Genomic DNA, 17558 nt, shown 5'->3' with positions numbered 1-17558 from the left:
CAAAGCGGCCTCCAGCGCCCGGCGATCTACTGGCAAGTACAACAATGATGGCACGGCCCGACCGCGCCACTTTCATCATGCCTGCCAATGGAACCGGAGAGCTCTCGCATGCCCGCACCTCACGAGGTATCCCCCGCCACCCTGCGCCGGGTGATCGCCGCCTCGGCCATCGGCAATTTCGTCGAATGGTTCGACTTCGCCGTCTACGGCTTTCTCGCAACCCTGATCGCCAGCCAGTTCTTCGCCAGCGAAGACGCCAGTGTGGCCTTGCTCAAGACCTTTGCGGTGTTCGCCGTAGCCTTCGCCCTGCGCCCGCTGGGCGGCATCGTGTTCGGCGCGCTGGGTGACCGCCTGGGGCGCAAGCGTATCCTGTCGCTGACCATCCTGCTGATGGCTGGCTCCACTACCCTGATCGGCCTGCTGCCGACCTACGCCAGCATCGGCCTGGCAGCCCCCGCACTGCTGACCCTGGCGCGCTGCCTGCAGGGCTTTTCCGCCGGTGGCGAGTATGCCGGTGCCTGCGCCTACCTGATGGAGCACGCGCCCAACGACAAGCGCGCCTTCTATGGCAGCTTCGTACCGGTCTCGACCTTTTCCGCCTTTGCCTGCGCGGCGGTGATCGCCTATGGCCTGGAAGCCAGCCTGTCGGTCGAAGCGATGAATGCCTGGGGCTGGCGCATCCCGTTCCTGATCGCCGCCCCGCTGGGACTGGTCGGCCTGTACCTGCGCTGGCGCATGGAAGAAACCCCGGCGTTCCGCGAAGCCATTGCCCAGGGCAACGAGCATGAACATTCGCCGCTCAAGGAAACCCTGCGCAACCATGGCCGAACGATCCGCAACCTGGGGGCCTTCATTTCGCTGACCGCGCTGTCGTTCTACATGTTCACCACCTACTTCGCCACCTACCTGCAACTGGTCGGCAACCTGACCCGCGCGCAATCGCTGCTGGTGACCACCGTGGCCCTGCTGTTCGCCGCCGTCGGCTGCCCGCTGGCCGGCGCGTTCTCGGACCGCGTCGGGCGGCGCAAGACCATCGGCTTTACCTGCCTGTGGGTGATGCTGTGCGTTTTCCCCGCGTACTGGCTCGCCAGCTCCGGCTCGATGTCCGGCGCGCTGCTAGGGGTGGTCCTGCTGGCGGTGGGGGCATTGTGCAGTGGTGTGGTCACGGCGGCATTGCTGTCGGAAAGCTTCCCCACCCGTACCCGCTATACCGCTTCGGCGATTACCTACAACGTGGCCTATACGCTGTTTGGCGGCACCGCGCCGTTGGTGGCGACCTGGCTGATCGGGCAGACCGGCAGCAGCCTGGCCCCGGCGTTCTACCTGGTGGTGATAGCACTGGTGGCGTTGGTGGGTGGGTTGGCGTTGCCGGAAACTTCGCGGATTTCGTTGCATGATGAGGCGGGAACGGAGAGTGCGCGGCCCGGAGCCCGTAGTACCGTTTGATATTTTGGGGGCTGCTTTGCAGCCCTTCGCGGGCTTGCCCGCTCCCACAGGGATCGCGCAAACCATGGGTTCAGCGACACACCTGTGGGAGCGGGCAAGCCCGCGAAGGGCCGCAACGCGGCCCCGGAGGCTCAACCCTCCTGCACCTCTTCGCGCCGATACGCCCACTGATACAACGCCGGCAACACCAGCAAGGTCAGTGCGGTGGATGACAGAATCCCGCCAATCACCACGGTCGCCAGCGGCCTCTGCACCTCGGCCCCGGTCCCGGTAGCCAAGGCCATCGGGATGAACCCCAGCGACGCCACCAGTGCCGTCATCAGCACCGGCCGCAAGCGCGTCAGCGCACCCTCCTCGACCGCCGCCCGCAACGTGCGCCCTTCCTCTCGCAGGCCACGGATAAAGGCGATCATCACCAACCCGTTGAGTACCGCCACCCCCGACAAGGCAATGAACCCCACGCCTGCGGAAATGGACAACGGAATGTCGCGCAACCACAGCGCCAGCACCCCGCCGGTAAGGGCGAACGGAATGCCGGTGAACACCAGCAGGCCATCCCTGAGGTTGTTGAACATCATCAGCAACAGCGCCATGACCAGCAGCAAAGCCACCGGCACCACCACCTGCAGGCGTTCGGCCGCCGACTGCAGCTGCTCGAACTGACCGCCCCAGCGTGTCCAGTAACCCGGCGGTATGCGCACCTGCTCGATCAGCGTCTGCTCGGCCTGCTCGACGAATGAACCCAGGTCACGCCCGCGCACGTTGGCACTGACCACCACCACCCGCTTGCCATCCTCGCGGCTGACCTGGTTCGGCCCCAGCTGCAGGTGCAGCGTGGCTACCTGCGCCAGCGGGATGAAGCCGATCTGCCCGGCCCCCGCAGCAGCACTGGCCGGCACCGGAATCAGCAGGCTGGCCAGCCCGTCGACATCGGTACGCAGGGTTTCCGACAGGCGCACCACCATGTCGAAACGGCGGTCACCTTCGTACAATGTGCCCGCCTTGCGGCCACCCACGGCAATGGCAATGGCGTCCTGCACGTCACCCACGTTCAAGCCATGGCGTGCCGCCTTGTCGCGGTCGATATCAATGGTCAGCACCGGCAGGCCAGTGGTCTGCTCGACCTTCACCTCGGACGCGCCCGGCACACCTTGCAGGCTGCTGGCGATCTGCGCGGCGGTGCGGTTGAGCACGTCCATGTCATCACCGAACAGCTTCACCGCCACATCGCTGCGCACCCCGGATATCAGCTCGTTGAAACGCAGCTGGATTGGCTGCGACAGCTCGTAGTTGCTGCCTGGCACGCTGGCAGCGGCACGTTGTACCTCGGCGATCAGCTCATCCCGCGGCTTGCCCGGGTCGCTCCATTGCTCCCGCGGGCGCAGCATCACATAGGCATCGGAAATGTTCGGCGGCATCGGGTCGGAGGCGATCTCGGCGGTGCCGGTGCGGGCGAACACCCGCTCAACTTCCGGCACCCGGGCGATGATCGCTTGCTCCAGACGCTGCTGCATGTCGACCGACTGCGACAGGCTGGTGCCCGGCACGCGCAGGGCCTGCAGCGCGAAGTCGCCTTCGCTGAGGCTGGGGATGAACTCGCTGCCCATGCGGCTGGCCATCAACCCGGACAACACCACCAGGGTAGCGGCGGCGGCGAACGCCAGCTTGCGTCGGCCCAGCACCCAGGCCAGCACCGGGGCATAGCGCTGACGCGCCGTGCGCATTACCAGGCCGTCCTCTTCCTTGACCTTGCCGGTGACGAACAGGGCAATGGCCGCCGGGACGAAGGTAACCGAGAGGATCATGGCACCTAGCAGGGCGATGACCACGGTAAAGGCCATCGGGTGGAACATCTTGCCTTCCACCCCGGTCAGGGCAAAGATCGGCAGGTATACCACCATGATGATCAGCTGGCCGTAGATCAGCGGCCGGCGCGCCTCACGGGCGGCCGCGAACACTTCATGGAAGCGCTCGGCGCGGGTCAGCATGCGGCCATGGCGTTGCTGGGCATGGGCCAGGCGGCGGATAGCGTTCTCCACGATCACCACCGCACCGTCGACGATGATGCCGAAGTCCAGTGCGCCCAGGCTCATCAGGTTGGCACTGACCTTGTTGCTGAACATGCCGGTGAAGGTGAACAGCATCGACAACGGAATGACCATGGCGGTGATCAGCGCAGCGCGGATATTGCCCAGGAACAGGAACAACACGGCGATGACCAGGATGGCGCCCTCGACCAGGTTCTTCTTCACCGTGGCGATGGCCCTTTCCACCAGGTTGGTGCGGTCGTACACCGTCACCGCGACCACGCCCTTGGGCAGGTTGCGGTTGATCTCCACCAGCTTGGCGGCAACCGCCTGGGACACCGTGCGGCTGTTCTCGCCAATCAGCATGAACACCGTGCCCAGCACCACTTCCCGACCGTTCTCGGTAGCCGCGCCCGAGCGTAGCTCTTCGCCCAGGCCGACCTGGGCGACATGGCTGACGCGTATTGGCGTGCCATCGACACTGGAAATGACGATGTTGGCGATGTCCTCGGCCGACGCGACCTGTCCTGGCGCACGAATCAGCAACTGCTCGCCATTGCGCTCGATGTAGCCGGCACCGACGTTGGCATTGTTGCGCTCCAGCGCCGCGATCAGGTCGTTGAGGGTGAGTTTGTAAGCCGCCAGGCGCTTGGGCTCCGGCGCAATCAGGTATTGCCTGGCATGGCCGCCGATGCTGTTGACCTCGGCCACCCCGGGCACGTTGCGCAGTTGCGGCTTGATGATCCAGTCCTGGATCACCCGCAGGTCGGTCGGGGTGTAGGGCGTGCCGTCGTCCTTCAGCGCGCCCTGCTCGGCTTCCACCGTCCACAGAAAGATGTTCACCCAGCCCGGTGGAAATCGGCCCCATGCCCGCTTCGATGCCGTCGGGCAACTGCTCTCGCGCCACTTGCAGGCGCTCGTTGACCAGTTGACGGGCGAAGAACAGGTCAGTGCCGTCATCGAAGATGACCGTGACTTGCGACAGGCCCGAGCGCGACAGTGAGCGGGTCTGCTTGAGCCCGGGCAGGCCGGCCATGGCGGTCTCGATGGCGAAGGTGATGCGCTGCTCGGTCTCCAGCGGTGAATAACCGGGCGCGGCGGTATTGATCTGCACCTGGACGTTGGTGATGTCCGGTACAGCGTCGATCGGCAGTTTCTGGTAGCTGTGGATACCCACCGCGGCCATCAGTACCACGGCCAGCATCACCACCAGGCGCTGCTCGATGGCGAATTGGATCAGGCGTTCGAACATGCAGGCGTCCCCGTGATCAATGGCTATGTTCGGCCGAGCCCTTGCCCAGCTCGGACTTGAGGACAAAGCTGCCGGCGGCGGCCACCTGGGTTCCGGCGGCCAGGCCGCTGGTGATTTCCACGTGGCCTGCGTCGCGGCGGCCGGTCTTCACGGGGAGGGCTTCGAAGCCCTGCTCGGTGCGGGCAAACACCACGGTCTGCTGCTCCCAGGCTTGCAGGGCGCTTTCCGGCACCACCACGGTGGCATTGAAGCGCTCGACGCTGACCGCGACATTGACGAACAGCCCCGGGCGCCAGGCGCCGTTGGGGTTGGCCAGGGTGGCGCGGACAGTGGCAGCGCGGTTCTGCTCGCCGAGCAGGCTGCCAACGTAGTTGACCTTGCCCTCGACCCGGGCCCCCAGGTCCGGCGCGCTGACCGTGACTTTGCGGCCGGTGACCACCTTGTCCAGGTCGCGTGGGGCGACGGCGAAGGTGGCCCAGACCCGGTTCAGGTCAGACAGAGTGAAGGCATTGCTGGTCTCATCGACCACCTCGCCCACGGTCAGGTGCTTTTCCACCACCACTGCATCGAACGGCGCGCGCAGTTCATAGCGGTTGCCGCTGCCGGCCGGGCCCACGGCGGCGACCTTCTGCCGAGCATTGGCCAAGGCAATCTCGGCCTCCTGCAACGCCTGGCGGGCCTGCAGGTAATCCTGTTCGGCGCTGATGCGCTCCTGCCACAGCTGTTGTTCACGCTGGAAGGTCAGGCGCGCCAGTTCCAGGCGGCGCTGGGCAGCCTGTTGCTCGCTGCGCAGGTCAGAAATCTGCTGGCTGGCGATCACCGCCAGTACCTGGCCACGCTTGACCGCCTGGCCCAGCTCGGCTTGCACCGCCTCGACCACACCGGGCACGCGTGGCACGACGTGGGCGGTACGGTCTTCGTCAAAGCGGATTTCCCCCGGGAAGCTGATGGCGGTACCCAGCTCACGAGGGCCGGCCTTGGCCAGTTGCACACCGGCAGCTTCGATCTGGGCGGGGGACAGGTGCAGCTTGCCCTCTTCTTCGTGGCCTGCGCCGGCCTCTTGCTCGCCGTGGCCGTGGCTGTCTTCGCCGTGGTCGTCGTGCCGGGCTTGCGTGCTCGACGCCTTGCCAAGGTTGTCGGTCCAGGCCAGGCCACCCAGGCCAAGCGCGGCGATGGCGGCAGCCAGAAGGGCTAGCTTGCGTGGATTAGTCATTGTTGCTCCTGCTGTTCAATTTGTTGCTCAGGCCGTCGAGGTCGCCATAAATCCGCTCGACCTGCGCCCGCGCGTCGGTCGCCGAGGCCAGTGCCTCGAGGTACAGCCCGCGTGCCTCAATCAGCGTGCGCTGGGCGTCGAGCACATCGAGAAAGGCGAACTTGCCCATTTCGAAACCGCGGGTGGCGGTGTCCACGGCCTGCTGCGCAGAAGGCAGGATGGTTCGGTCATAGGCCTGCACTTCCTGCATGGCCGTGGCCCACTGGCTGACGGCGCTGCGGGTTTCACTGCGCAGGCGCAGCTCCACGGCGTTGCGCAGGTCACGCGCCTGGTCGGCACGGCGGGCCGCGGCCAGCATGTTGCCCTGGTTGCGGTCGAACAACGGCAAGGGCATTGACAGGCCCAGCACATTGACCCGCTCGCGGTCTTCGCGGCTGTACTGGCTGCCCACGCTGACGGTGAGGTTGGGAATGCGCAGGGCCTTTTCCGAGCCCAGGGTCGCGTCGCCGCGCTCGACCTGGGCAGCGGCCAGGCGCCATTCGACCGTCTGCTCGACCTGGCTGAGCAGGGCATCAGCGCTGGGCGCATCACCGGGGGACGGGTTGGCGGCCTGCAACTGGTCGAAGCTTGCCAATGGGCTGCCGGTCAACCGTGCCAGGGCCTGGTAGGCCACGCTGCGCTGGGTTTGCGCGCGACGCACTTCGGCCTGGGCCTGGGCCATTTGCACCTGGGCCCGGGTGGCTTCCACGGGCGATGACTGGCCAGCGCTCACCCGCCCTTGCACCACCCGCAACCCACGCTCGGTCAACGCCTGCGATTGCTGCGCCAGCTCCAGCGCGGTCTGCGCGCGCAAGGCCGCATGAAAGGCCTGCACCACATCGGCGCGCAAGCCGTTGCGCTGGCGCTCCAGGTCGAGCTGGGCAATGGCCTGGCCGGCTCCGGCCACGGCGATACGTGCGCCGCGCTTGCCGCCCAGCTCCAACGGTTGGCTGAGAGTGACAGTGGTGGTGCTGGTGTCACGCCGGGTGTCCTCCACCTCCCAGGACAGTTCCGGGTTGGGGATCAGCCCGGCCTGGCGCCGCTCGCCGTCGGCAATGCCGATCTCCCGGCCGGCCGCAGCCAGCTCCGGGTTTCGGGCAAAGGCGGCATCAAGCGCCTGGGGCAGGCTCAGGCTCTGGCTGGCCTGGGCACTGGGGGCGCCGGCCAGCAACAGGCAGAGCAACGCGGTGTTGCGGGGGATGGGCACGAAACAGGTCCTCGTCGGCGAGTTTTGACGAGGGACTGTAGAAAGCCGTGCTTATCGGGGCGGTGGCGGGAAAATTACAATTTTGTAATTCAGCTGCTCCTACAGAGGGTGTGTTGAGGGTTCGATAATCGCCCACTTTCCGGGTACAGCGGTTTAGTCCAATTGACTAAACTAACCAGGCGGTACAAAACTAAACGCATCCAACAACAAAAAAAGCGATGCCCTCATGAAGCCCCTTATTCTCGTACTCAACGGCCCCAACCTGAACATGCTGGGCACCCGCGAGCCTGCCCAATATGGCCACGAAACCCTCGCCGACCTGGCCCAGGGCTGTGCCGATACCGCCCATGCCCACGGCCTGGAAGTCGAATTCCGCCAAACCAACCACGAAGGCGAACTGATCGACTGGATCCATGCTGCCCGTGGCCGCTGCGCCGGCATCGTGATCAACCCCGGTGCCTGGACCCACACCTCTGTGGCCATCCGCGATGCGCTGGTGGCCGGCGAAGTGCCGGTTATCGAAGTGCACCTGTCCAACGTGCACAGGCGCGAACCGTTCCGCCACCTGTCGTTCGTATCGTCGATCGCCGTCGGGGTCATCTGCGGCCTGGGCAGCCATGGCTACCCGCATGGCCATCAGCCACTTCGCCGAAATGTTGCAGGGCCGCAGCGCATGAGCCAGCAAGCCATCCTCGCCGGGCTGATCGGCCGCGGCATCCAGCTGTCGCGTACCCCTGCCCTGCACGAACACGAAGGTGATGCCCAGGCGCTGCGCTACCTGTACCGGCTGATCGATGCCGACCAGTTGCAACTGGACGACAGCGCCCTGCCCGGCCTGCTCGACGCTGCCCAGCACACCGGTTTCACCGGGCTCAACATCACCTACCCGTTCAAGCAGGCGATACTGCCGCTGCTCGACGAACTATCGGACGAAGCCCGCGGCATCGGCGCGGTGAACACAGTGGTGCTCAAGGACGGCAAGCGGGTCGGCCACAACACCGACTGCCTGGGCTTTGCCGAAGGCTTGCGCCGCGGCCTGCCGGATGTGGCACGGCGCCAGGTGGTGCAGATGGGTGCCGGTGGCGCAGGTTCCGCCGTCGCCCATGCCCTGCTGGGTGAAGGGGTCGAGCGGCTGGTACTGTTCGAAGTGGACGCAGCCCGTGCACAGGCCCTGGTGGACAACCTGAATGCCCATTTCGGTGTCGGACGCGCGGTGCTCGGCACAGACCTGGCCACGGCCCTGGCCGAGGCGGACGGGTTGGTCAACACCACGCCGGTGGGCATGGCCAAGCTGCCGGGCACGCCACTGCCGGTGGAGCTGCTGCATGCGCGCCTGTGGGTGGCGGAGATCATCTATTTTCCGCTGGAAACCGAACTGCTGCGCGCCGCCCGGGCGCTGGGCTGCCGCACCCTGGATGGCAGCAACATGGCCGTGTTCCAGGCGGTGAAGGCGTTCGAGCTGTTCAGCGGGCGCCAGGCGGATGCGGCACGGATGCAGGCGCATTTTGCCAGTTTCACCTGAAAGATCGTTGTTCCCACAGGGATCGCACAGCCCGCAAGCGGTGCAGTACCTGTGGGAGCGGGTTCATCGAGTCGTCGAACCGCCGCGAAGAGGCCGGCACAGACAACTCACCCCTCCTCATCCAGCAACGCCTGTATAACCTGTTCCTGTCCCCCATAATCCCCCTCGCCAAAGTGCACATGGCGCACCTGCCCCTTGCGGTCGACAAAGTAGTGTGCCGGCCAGAACTGGTTGCCCCAGGCGTTCCACACCTTGTGGTCATTGTCCACCGCCACCGGGTAACCAATCCCCAGCCCGGCCACCTTGTCACGCAAGGTACCTACATCATGCTCGTAGTCGTACTCCGGTGTGTGCACGCCGACCACCACCAGGCCCTGGTCGGCATAACGCCGCGCCCATTCGCTCACATGCGGCAGGCTGCGCCGGCAGTTGATGCAGTCCCAGGTCCAGAAGTCCACCAGCACCACCTTGCCCTTGAGCGCCGGGGCATCCAGCGGCGGCGAGTTGATCCACTGGCTGGCGCCCGACAGCGACGGCATGCTGCCGTAGCTGTCGCGGGCCATCAGGTGCCCGGCCAGGCCCAGGCCGGTCAGCGCCAGGGCAATGCCGCCCACCTTCAACAACAAGCGACGATCAATTCTCATGGCAACCGCCGGTAGCGTAGGTACGATACTGCACGCTCTGCTGCTGGCCCTTGGAGTCGAGGTAGTCCATGCGGGTATTCACCAGGCCGCAGGCGTCGCTCTGGTCATCCTGTATCGACAGCACTTTCTTCACGTCCAGGTGATCACCGTAGCGGTACTGCATGACCCCGGTTTCGTCCATCGGCATGGTGGAGGCCTGGGCGGCAATGGCGCCGAAGCTGAGCACGGCGAACAGACTGGCACGGGCGAAGGTTTTGAAGTTCATGGCATCTCTCCTGTGTAACGCTTGAGGTTGGGGAGTCGTGCTCCCCGGTCGAGAGCCATTTCACGCCGGCCAGGTATCCCGGATGTGTCGCCCGAAGCTGTGATGTGCTTCCTCCTGTGTCTGCACATGCGCCGGGCACTCGTTACAAAAACGAAAATAACCAAGCAAAATCAGGCAGTTACACCAACATTACATGCTCGAAACAGGCGTCAGTTCTGTACAAATAGATACAATAGAATCAGGTGGTTACGGATGCATTTTGGGGAGGATTTTTGAGCTACTTAACCGGAATGAGCTTCCGGTAATGCAGCAGTAGCGGAAAAAATCGGCCTCAGGCCGCCCCCCCTGCTTAGTTGCCATAATTACCCACCGCTCGGCACCACCATGACTGCGCATGAAGGGCGCCGTCGACCTCCTCAACTCCGGTGATGTTGAGGCCGAGCTGGGCCATGCCATTGAGCTTGGCGTCGTGCAGCCGGGGAATGATGTCGGGACCGGGTGACGGGTTGAACACCCAGGCCTGGGTCGAAACCCGGCCCAGCGGCTCACTATGGTGATCGCCGATGTGGATGTCGGCCCGCAGTGGCTGGACCTTCCTGAGCTGATCGGAGGGGATGGTCACACCCTTCACGCTCAGATGGCCGCAGGAGCTGTCTGCGGCCGTTGCCAGGAATGCCTATCGTCAGGCGCGGATCACCTCAAGGCGATCCCGACCAGCCGGTGTGATGGCGTTCTCCCCTTCATCGCTAATGCGATACCGTCCGGACACCATCCTGGTTATTGAGAACCGGACCAGCCCGCTTTGGGATAAGGCTTCGCCCGCTTCGAAGCTCATTGCCTGCTCCAAGTCGAAGATTTTGATTTCTCCGATTTTGTAGCGGGCGAAGGCTACCAGGGCGTTATCCAATTCCTGTTGGCTGATCTTTCGAGCGACTTCCATTCGACCTCCCAGGTCATGAGAGTCCCGGTCCGTGGGATTGGAGGCAACGAACCGGGCGGTTTGTTGAAGGCGGACCGTACTACGCCACTACTGAAGTCGCTACTGGCTTTCCATCCATGCTGGATGGGTGGGCAGGTCATAGATGTGTTCAACGTCAGTGATTGATCGGCGACAGAGGAATGCGCGTCCAGGCGAAGACGGGGGGCAGGCTCAGGATCAGTACCAGCATTACACTGGGATGCGAAGGCCGGGATGTATCTCGACAGCCGGGGCTCTGCATGATCGATGTCGCTCAGGTTTGTAATTTAGTTTTGGGGAGATATTGGGGATGCTTTGGGGAGAAAAGAAAAACTCTTTAGATTCAGCACGTTAAGACTTTTGCCGTATGTGCGCCAGATACACTGCAATACAAAGCCCCGCAGGCAAGCGCGAACGCGCTCGGTACACTGCGCCCATCCCCTCTTGCACAGGAACGCAGCGCATGGAACATGTCGATCACATCCTGATCGTCGACGACGACCGCGAAATCCGCGAACTGGTCGGCAACTACCTGAAGAAGAACGGTCTGCGCACCAGCATCGTCGCTGACGGCCGGCAGATGCGTGCATTTCTCGAAGCCAACAGCGTCGACCTGATCGTCCTCGACATCATGATGCCCGGCGACGACGGCCTGCTGTTGTGCCGGGAGCTGCGCGCCGGCAAGCACCGCAACACCCCGGTGCTGATGCTCACCGCCCGCAACGACGAAACCGACCGCATCATCGGCCTGGAAATGGGCGCCGACGATTACCTGACCAAGCCGTTCTCGGCCCGCGAACTGCTGGCCCGTATCAACGCCGTGCTGCGCCGCACGCGCATGCTGCCGCCAAACCTGACCATCAGCGAAAGCAGCCGCCTGCTCGGTTTCGGCCAGTGGCGGCTGGACACCACTGCGCGCCACCTGCTCGACACCGAAGGCACCTTGGTAGCCCTGAGTGGTGCCGAATACCGCCTGCTGCGGGTGTTCCTCGACCACCCGCAGCGGGTGCTCAGCCGTGAGCAGTTGCTCAACCTGACCCAGGGCCGCGAAGCCGACATTTTCGACCGTTCCATCGACCTGCTGGTCAGCCGCCTGCGCCAGCGCCTGGGTGACGACGCCCGCGAACCCAGCTGCATCAAGACCGTGCGCAGCGAGGGCTACGTGTTCTCACTGCCGGTGCAACTGCTCGAGTCGCCATCATGAAGTGGCCACGTACCCTTGCCTCGCGCCTGGCACTGATCTTCTTCACCGGCCTGGTGCTGGCCTACGGCCTGTCGTTCGGCCTGCAGGCCTACGAACGTTACATCAGCAGCCGATCGATGATGCTCAGCACCCTGGAGCAGGACGTGGCCACCTCGGTGGCGATCCTCGACCGCCTGCCTGCGGCCGAACGCGCCGCCTGGTTGCCGCGCCTGGAGCGGCGTACCTACCGCTACCGGCTGGACCAGGGCCTGGCGGGTGAAGCCATGCCGAGCAGCGACCCACCCATGGCCGCCGATTCGATCGTCAAGGCCATTGGCGCCGACTATCGCCTGACCTTCCAGGAAATCCCCGGCCCGAATACACACTTCCAGGCACACCTGACGCTCGCCGATGGCGCACCGCTAACCATTGACGTAACCCCGGCCCCGGTGCCGGTGGCCCGCTGGCTGCCGGTGGTGTTGCTGATCCAGTTGGCCGTGCTGTTGCTGTGCACCTGGCTGGCAGTGCGCCTGGCGATCGGCCCGCTGACCCGCCTGGCCCAGGCAGTGGACAACCTGGACCCGGACAAACCAGGCGTGCAGCTGGATGAAAGCGGCCCGCGCGAAGTACGCTACGCGGCCGTGGCTTTCAATGCCCTGCAGGCGCGCATCGCTGCTTACCTCAAGGAACGCATGCAGTTGCTGGCGGCCATTTCCCACGACCTGCAAACGCCGATCACGCGCATGAAGTTGCGTGTCGAAGTGATGGATGAAGGGGTGGAAAAGGACAAGCTGTGGAGCGACCTGGGCGAGATGGAACACCTGGTGCGCGAAGGCGTGGCCTATGCCCGCAGCATGGACACCAGTACCGAGACACCGTGCCGGGTCAACCTTGATGCCTTTCTCGACAGCCTGGTATTCGACTACCAGGACAGTGGCGCCCGGGTCGAGCGCCATGGCAGCAGCGCCAGCCTGCTGGAAACCCGCCCGCATGCCCTGCGCCGGGTGCTGGTGAACCTGGTGGACAACGCCCTGAAGTTTGCCGGCGCTGCCGAACTGGAGGTATGCCGCCAGGGTGAGATGACCGTGATCCGCGTGCTCGACAATGGGCCAGGCATACCCGCTGGCGAGCTGGATGAAGTGCTCAAGCCATTCTATCGCGTGGAAGGCTCACGCAACCGCAGTACCGGTGGCACCGGACTGGGGCTAGCGATTGCCCACCAGCTGATCCAGGCCATGGGCGGTCGACTAACCCTGAGCAACCGCGCAAGCGGCGGGTTGTGCGCGCAGATCGAGCTGAAGTGAAATGCAGACGCGGGCTTTTGTAGGAGCGGCCTTGTGTCGCGATAGGGCCGCAAAGCGGCCCCAGGCTTTCAGCTCCGCAGCATAAATTGCCGGGGCCGCTGCGCGGCCCTATCGCGACACAAGGCCGCTCCTACAAAGAATGCGGCGCTTGAGCGACTTCTACAATCCGATACACAACCCCACCACCGCCGACACACTGCAGATACCCCACCCCGACACACTCCCGGTCACATAACCACACACCGGGAGCCTCCCTGATGAAACCCCTCACCCTTCCCACCGGCTGGAAGCTGTTCGCCACGCTCGCCGGCCTGACCCTGGCGATGACCGCCGTGGTGCTGGCCAGCCAACCTGACCCGGACGGCCTGCGCAGCGCGATCCGTGCCACTGCGCGCAGCTCCTTCGCGCTATTCCTGCTGGCCTTCCTGGCCTCGTCGCTGGTGACCTTGCTGCCTGGCACAAGCAGCCGCCGCATCCTGCAGGAGCGGCGCTACCTGGGTTTGGCATTCGCCTTTTCCCATACCGTGCATGGCGTACTGATCTACCGCTATGCCCAGCAATTCCCCGAACTGTTCTGGGCCGGCCGTACGCTCACCTCCAGCCTGCCCGGTACCCTCGGCTACCTGTTCCTGCTGCTGCTCACCATCACCTCGTTCAAGGCCCCCATGCGCCTGTTGGGTGGCCGCGCCTGGCAGGCCCTGCACAGCAGCGGCATGTGGGTACTGGCCGCGGTGTTCTGCCTGTCGTTCTACAAACGCATCCCCATGGGGGGCTGGTACCCGCTGGCGTTCGCCCTGATGTTCAGCGCGATTGCCGTCAAGCTCACCGCCAAGCTGGCCCGCCAGCAACGCCGTAACGCCCGTGCCCTTCCTGAAGAGAGAAAACCAGCATGACCACCTTGACCCGCACCCTGAGCACCTTCGACCGTTTCGGTACCTGGAGCGCCGACCTGCCGTTGCGGCTGTTCCTGGCCTGGGAGTTTTTCGAATCCGGCTGGGAGAAATTCAATGGCAGCAACTGGTTCGCCGACCTGCAAGCGAACTTCCCGTTCCCCTTCAACCTGCTGCCTGCAGAGCTGAACTGGCAGCTGTCGATGTGGGCGGAGCTGATCCTGCCGTTACTGCTGTTGTTGGGGCTGGGTACCCGGCTGGCCTCGTTTGGGCTGATGGTGGTGACCGTGGTGGCGATTGCCGCGGTGCATTGGCCGGCGCATTGGTCGAGCCTGGCCGAACTGGCCCAAGGTTATGCCATTACCGACCAGGGCTTTGGCAATTACAAGCTGCCGCTGATCTACCTGGTGGCGTTGCTGCCACTGCTGCTGAAAGGGGCTGGGCGGTTGAGCCTGGATCATTGGCTCAGAGGGCGGTTCTGCAGGTGATATTGCCGGGGCTGCGTTGCAGCCCATCGCGACACAAGGCCGCTCCTACAGGGGATCGCGTACCTCTGTAGGAGCGGCCTTGTGTCGCGATAGGGGCGCAAGGCGCCCCCCGTACCCGCACTCAACATGTACCGATGATGACTCCCTGCTCGCGCAGCCCCTCCAGCAAGGCCAACCCCTCCTCCACAGCACCGCCCAACGCCTGCAGCCGCGCCCGCCCACTGCCCTGCTCCAGCGCCAGCAACCGGTACGCCAGCGGCGCCAGACGCGCGAAGCGCACCTTGAACTCCGCATCGCGATAAACCAGCAACAAGGTCGGCGCCGCTGGCGCGACCGCTGGCTGGTAATCCGCCCCGATACGTTCCACCGGCCAACGATAGGCCAACACCCGCGCCACACACGACAACAGCGGCTCCCCTTCCAGCAGGTCACCTGCCGGGTCATGGGCCGGGTCCTCGGCATCGCTCAGATACAACTGCGCCTCGACCCACTCATAGTGCGCCAGCTCCAGCTGCCAGGGCGCATCCAGCTCGATGCCTTGCAGGTAATCGACGAAGGCTTCGGCAAGCTCGGTGAACAACGGTGTCTGGCTGCGATAGTTGGCATAGAAATCACGCACCCGGGCACGCCAGCGCCGTTCACCCAACGCCTGGCGCATCACCGGAAAACTTCCGGCCAGCAAACCTTCGATAGCACCATAGAACAACTCGCGGTATATCTTCAGGCGCCGGGCCTCCACGCCCGGCGGCGGTGCATGCCGCTGCGGGTCACGCAGGTGCCGGGCCAAGGTGTACTGCTGCTCACGCAAGGTCTCATTCATTTGCCTGCCCTCCCGAGGTACTTTGCACTGCACGAATGCGCGCCGTTTCGGCAAGCAGTTCCGCCAGCGGCGGGTAGTTGAAATCACGTTCGAGCACGGTCGGTTGCACACCGAAGCGCGCACAGGCGACCGCGTACAACGCCCACACATCTTCCTTCACCGCAGCCCCGTGGGTATCGACCTTGAGGTCCGGTGCTTCGTCGTAATGGCCCGCCACGTGCATCCCGGCCACCCGCGCCTGGGGCAAGCCGGCAAGGAATTCGTGGGCGTCGTACCCGTGGTTGCAGGCATTGACGAAAACGTTGTTGACGTCCAGCAGCAGGTCGCAGTCGGCCTCATCAAGTACCGCACGGATGAACTCGAGTTCGCTCATCGCCTGGTACGGCGCGGCGTAGTAGCTGATGTTCTCCACGGCAATACGCCGCTCCAGGTGTTCCTGGGCCTGGCGAATCCGCGCGGCCACGTGGCGCACCGCTTCGTCGGTGAACGGAATGGGCATCAGGTCGTACAGGTGCCCGTCATCGCTGCAGTAGCTCAGGTGCTCGCTGTACAGGTGCACCTGGTGGCGATCGAGAAACTGGCGGGTCTGGCCAAGGAAATGGCGGTCCAGCGGCTCGCTGCCACCCAGCGACAACGACAGCCCGTGGCAGGTAATGGCAAAACGCTCCGCCAACTGCGCCAGGCCCTTGCCGTAGGCACCACCCACGGCAATCCAGTTCTCCGGTGCGCATTCGAGAAAGTCCACGGTGCCAGCGTCCAGGGCCAGCAGTTCCGGCAACAGGCCGCGACGCAGGCCAAGCCCGGCCTGCAAAGATGAAGGGGACAAAGATGTGGAGTGCATGAACAGGTCTCCGCAACAGGCACAACGCCCCGCCTGACCAGCAGGAGGGGCGTTGTGCGGTTCATGGGGTAGAGGGTCAGGATTTGCCGGTCAGGTGACTGAACAAACCTTCAGGCATGGCCTTGCCATTCGCCTGGTAGATCGCCTTGAGGTGATCCGCGGCCTCCTGTTCGGAGATGAAACCATCATGGTTGCTGTCGATCTTGTCGAAGTCACCGGCACGGTCTTTGGCCACCGCCAGGAACTCGTCGCGCGAGACCTTGCCGTCGTGGTTGCTGTCGGTCTTGGCGAACGAGGCATCACCACACTTGCCCTCGCCACACTTGCCTTCGGCACCGGCCTTGGCGCTGGCACCGCATTTGCCCTCACCGCATTTGCCTTCGCCCTGGGTGGCCTTGGCGCTGCCACCACATTTGCCCTCACCACACTTGCCCTCGCCGGCCACCTTGGCCGAAGCCAGCTGGTAACCCTGGGCCAAAGGCTCGACAGCAAAGGCACTGCTGCTCAATGCCATGCTACCGATCAGGGCAGCGCCGAGCAGGCCGAGGGTGTTTCGTACTTGAGTCATGGTGTCGCTCCACTGTGGTTGGAATGTGGAGCCATTAGGCCGTTGCGGTATGTCGTGGATGTATCGCGCGGGGTGCGGTTTTGTATGGGAATGGGTCTGCGGCGTGGGCAGATACAATGGAATACACGACGGCCCCAAGGCGCCTCGGGGCCGTCGTGCGGGGTCAGTCTTCCAGCGGTTTGGGCGGCGCGGCAGGTTTGGCGGGCTTGGCTGGCTTGCTGTCCTTGGCCTTGGCTTCCGGTGCCGCTGCAGCCACAGGTTCGGGCGCCGTCATGGCTTTTTCGCTGGCAGGCAGCTCATCGACCGCCTTGAAAATAACCTGCGGATCGATGGCCCCGCCCTCCTCATCGTCCTTGAGCATGTGCCGTTCACCGTCCTTGCCCACCAGGATCACCTTGGTGCCTTTGCTGGCACCCAGCTTCAACTCGCGTATCAAGGCCATGGTAGTCTGCTGCTCCAGGTTCTTGTCCTCCCGCTTGCCCATCATGTTGGCGACGCTGTAGACCACCAGGTTGCGCTCTTTGAAGGCCGCCTGGGTGGCCGGGTCCTTGAGGGCTTCGTTCAAGCCGCGCAACGTCGGGTCGGCGCTGCTGGGCGCAATGACGACCAAGGGCCTGGCCTTGCCCAGTTCCTTGGCCAGCGGCGCGTCACTATCGGCAGCGGACACAGGGCCGACCAGTGCGAGCAAGGTGGCGAGGGTCAATGACCGGACGAGCATGCGTATCTCCTTATTCTCTCGATAAACCAGAAGACTACAGATCAGGGAGAAAGATCCGACAAGCGAGCGTAAACCAACCTGGCGCTGCGGGGCTTCAACGAAAAGTAACTGGCCATTACCAGACGTAGCCTGTCATCCGTTCCATTCGCGCCCCCTCGCGCTCGGCCTTGACC

At 64.3% G+C, this 17558-nt stretch carries 16 protein-coding genes and 2 pseudogenes; 7 read left to right on the top strand and 11 right to left on the bottom strand.

All coding sequences use genetic code 11. The annotated features are described in order from the left end of the window. Positions 1 to 108: 108 nt before the first annotated feature. Complete coding sequence (locus QIY50_20530) at positions 109 to 1446, top strand: MFS transporter (GenBank protein WGV19691.1); 1338 nt, start codon at positions 109 to 111, stop codon at positions 1444 to 1446. Positions 1447 to 1577: 131 nt separating this feature from the next. On the opposite strand, the pseudogene QIY50_20525 reads toward QIY50_20530, so the two are convergent. The 3 genes and pseudogenes from QIY50_20525 to QIY50_20515 all read right to left on the bottom strand — a co-directional run bounded on the left by QIY50_20525 (position 1578) and on the right by QIY50_20515 (position 7184). After that, positions 1578 to 4725 (bottom strand): annotated as a pseudogene (locus QIY50_20525) (CusA/CzcA family heavy metal efflux RND transporter). A 16-nt stretch (positions 4726 to 4741) separates the two neighbouring features. Beyond that, positions 4742 to 5938 (bottom strand): efflux RND transporter periplasmic adaptor subunit, encoded by a 1197-nt coding sequence (locus tag QIY50_20520; GenBank protein ID WGV19690.1) that lies wholly within the window; start codon positions 5936 to 5938, stop codon positions 4742 to 4744. After that, the gene (locus QIY50_20515) at positions 5931 to 7184 is read right to left on the bottom strand and encodes a TolC family protein (GenBank protein WGV19689.1); all 1254 of its coding nucleotides are present in this window, start codon (positions 7182 to 7184) and stop codon (positions 5931 to 5933) included. The genes QIY50_20520 and QIY50_20515 overlap by 8 nt, the downstream gene beginning before the upstream one ends. A gap of 268 nt (positions 7185 to 7452) precedes the next feature. Here QIY50_20515 and QIY50_20510 point away from each other — a divergent pair. Further along, a pseudogene (locus tag QIY50_20510) lies at positions 7453 to 7770 on the top strand (type II 3-dehydroquinate dehydratase). Between the two features lie 87 nt (positions 7771 to 7857). Continuing rightward, positions 7858 to 8706: a shikimate dehydrogenase gene (locus tag QIY50_20505; GenBank protein WGV23101.1), complete on the top strand. Its 849-nt coding sequence runs from the start codon at positions 7858 to 7860 to the stop codon at positions 8704 to 8706. Positions 8707 to 8813: 107 nt separating this feature from the next. Here QIY50_20505 and QIY50_20500 read toward each other — a convergent pair whose 3' ends face one another. The 4 genes from QIY50_20500 to QIY50_20485 form a co-directional block, all read right to left on the bottom strand. Then, positions 8814 to 9350 (bottom strand): thioredoxin family protein, encoded by a 537-nt coding sequence (locus tag QIY50_20500; GenBank protein ID WGV19688.1) that lies wholly within the window; start codon positions 9348 to 9350, stop codon positions 8814 to 8816. Beyond that, positions 9340 to 9615: a DUF2790 domain-containing protein gene (locus QIY50_20495; protein ID WGV19687.1), complete on the bottom strand. Its 276-nt coding sequence runs from the start codon at positions 9613 to 9615 to the stop codon at positions 9340 to 9342. The genes QIY50_20500 and QIY50_20495 overlap by 11 nt, the downstream gene beginning before the upstream one ends. A 349-nt stretch (positions 9616 to 9964) precedes the next feature. Then, positions 9965 to 10246, bottom strand: a complete 282-nt coding sequence (locus tag QIY50_20490; GenBank protein ID WGV19686.1) for a hypothetical protein — start codon at positions 10244 to 10246, stop codon at positions 9965 to 9967. A gap of 51 nt (positions 10247 to 10297) precedes the next feature. Next, positions 10298 to 10555 (bottom strand): hypothetical protein, encoded by a 258-nt coding sequence (locus QIY50_20485; protein ID WGV19685.1) that lies wholly within the window; start codon positions 10553 to 10555, stop codon positions 10298 to 10300. A gap of 481 nt (positions 10556 to 11036) precedes the next feature. On the opposite strand from QIY50_20485, the gene QIY50_20480 reads away from it, so the two are divergent. From QIY50_20480 to QIY50_20465, 4 genes are all read left to right on the top strand, one after another. Then, complete coding sequence (locus QIY50_20480; GenBank protein WGV19684.1) at positions 11037 to 11777, top strand: response regulator; 741 nt, start codon at positions 11037 to 11039, stop codon at positions 11775 to 11777. Beyond that, entirely contained in the window at positions 11774 to 13060 is a 1287-nt protein-coding gene (locus QIY50_20475; protein WGV19683.1) for a HAMP domain-containing sensor histidine kinase, read from the top strand. Before QIY50_20480 ends, QIY50_20475 begins: the two co-directional genes overlap by 4 nt. Before the next feature lie 257 nt (positions 13061 to 13317). Then, positions 13318 to 13953 carry a ferric reductase-like transmembrane domain-containing protein gene (locus tag QIY50_20470; GenBank protein ID WGV19682.1) on the top strand — a complete coding sequence of 212 codons (636 nt, stop codon included), beginning with the start codon at positions 13318 to 13320 and terminating at the stop codon, positions 13951 to 13953. Further along, entirely contained in the window at positions 13950 to 14438 is a 489-nt protein-coding gene (locus tag QIY50_20465) for a DoxX family protein (protein WGV19681.1), read from the top strand. The genes QIY50_20470 and QIY50_20465 overlap by 4 nt, the downstream gene beginning before the upstream one ends. A gap of 121 nt (positions 14439 to 14559) precedes the next feature. Here QIY50_20465 and QIY50_20460 read toward each other — a convergent pair whose 3' ends face one another. The 4 genes from QIY50_20460 to QIY50_20445 all read right to left on the bottom strand — a co-directional run bounded on the left by QIY50_20460 (position 14560) and on the right by QIY50_20445 (position 17385). Further along, on the bottom strand, positions 14560 to 15258 hold the full coding sequence (locus QIY50_20460; GenBank protein WGV19680.1) for a putative DNA-binding domain-containing protein: 699 nt from the start codon (positions 15256 to 15258) through the stop codon (positions 14560 to 14562). Further along, positions 15251 to 16099, bottom strand: coding sequence for a DUF692 domain-containing protein (locus QIY50_20455; GenBank protein WGV19679.1), 849 nt, complete (start codon positions 16097 to 16099; stop codon positions 15251 to 15253). The genes QIY50_20460 and QIY50_20455 overlap by 8 nt, the downstream gene beginning before the upstream one ends. 76 nt (positions 16100 to 16175) lie before the next feature. After that, entirely contained in the window at positions 16176 to 16667 is a 492-nt protein-coding gene (locus QIY50_20450) for an EF-hand domain-containing protein (GenBank protein WGV19678.1), read from the bottom strand. Between the two features lie 163 nt (positions 16668 to 16830). After that, positions 16831 to 17385: a DUF4174 domain-containing protein gene (locus tag QIY50_20445; protein WGV19677.1), complete on the bottom strand. Its 555-nt coding sequence runs from the start codon at positions 17383 to 17385 to the stop codon at positions 16831 to 16833. Between the last annotated feature and the right edge of the window lie 173 nt (positions 17386 to 17558).

The organism is Pseudomonas putida, assembly GCA_029953615.1.
GTDB lineage: Bacteria > Pseudomonadota > Gammaproteobacteria > Pseudomonadales > Pseudomonadaceae > Aquipseudomonas.
Note: the sequence above shows the minus strand (reverse complement) of the source record. Positions and strands in the feature narration are given on the sequence as shown.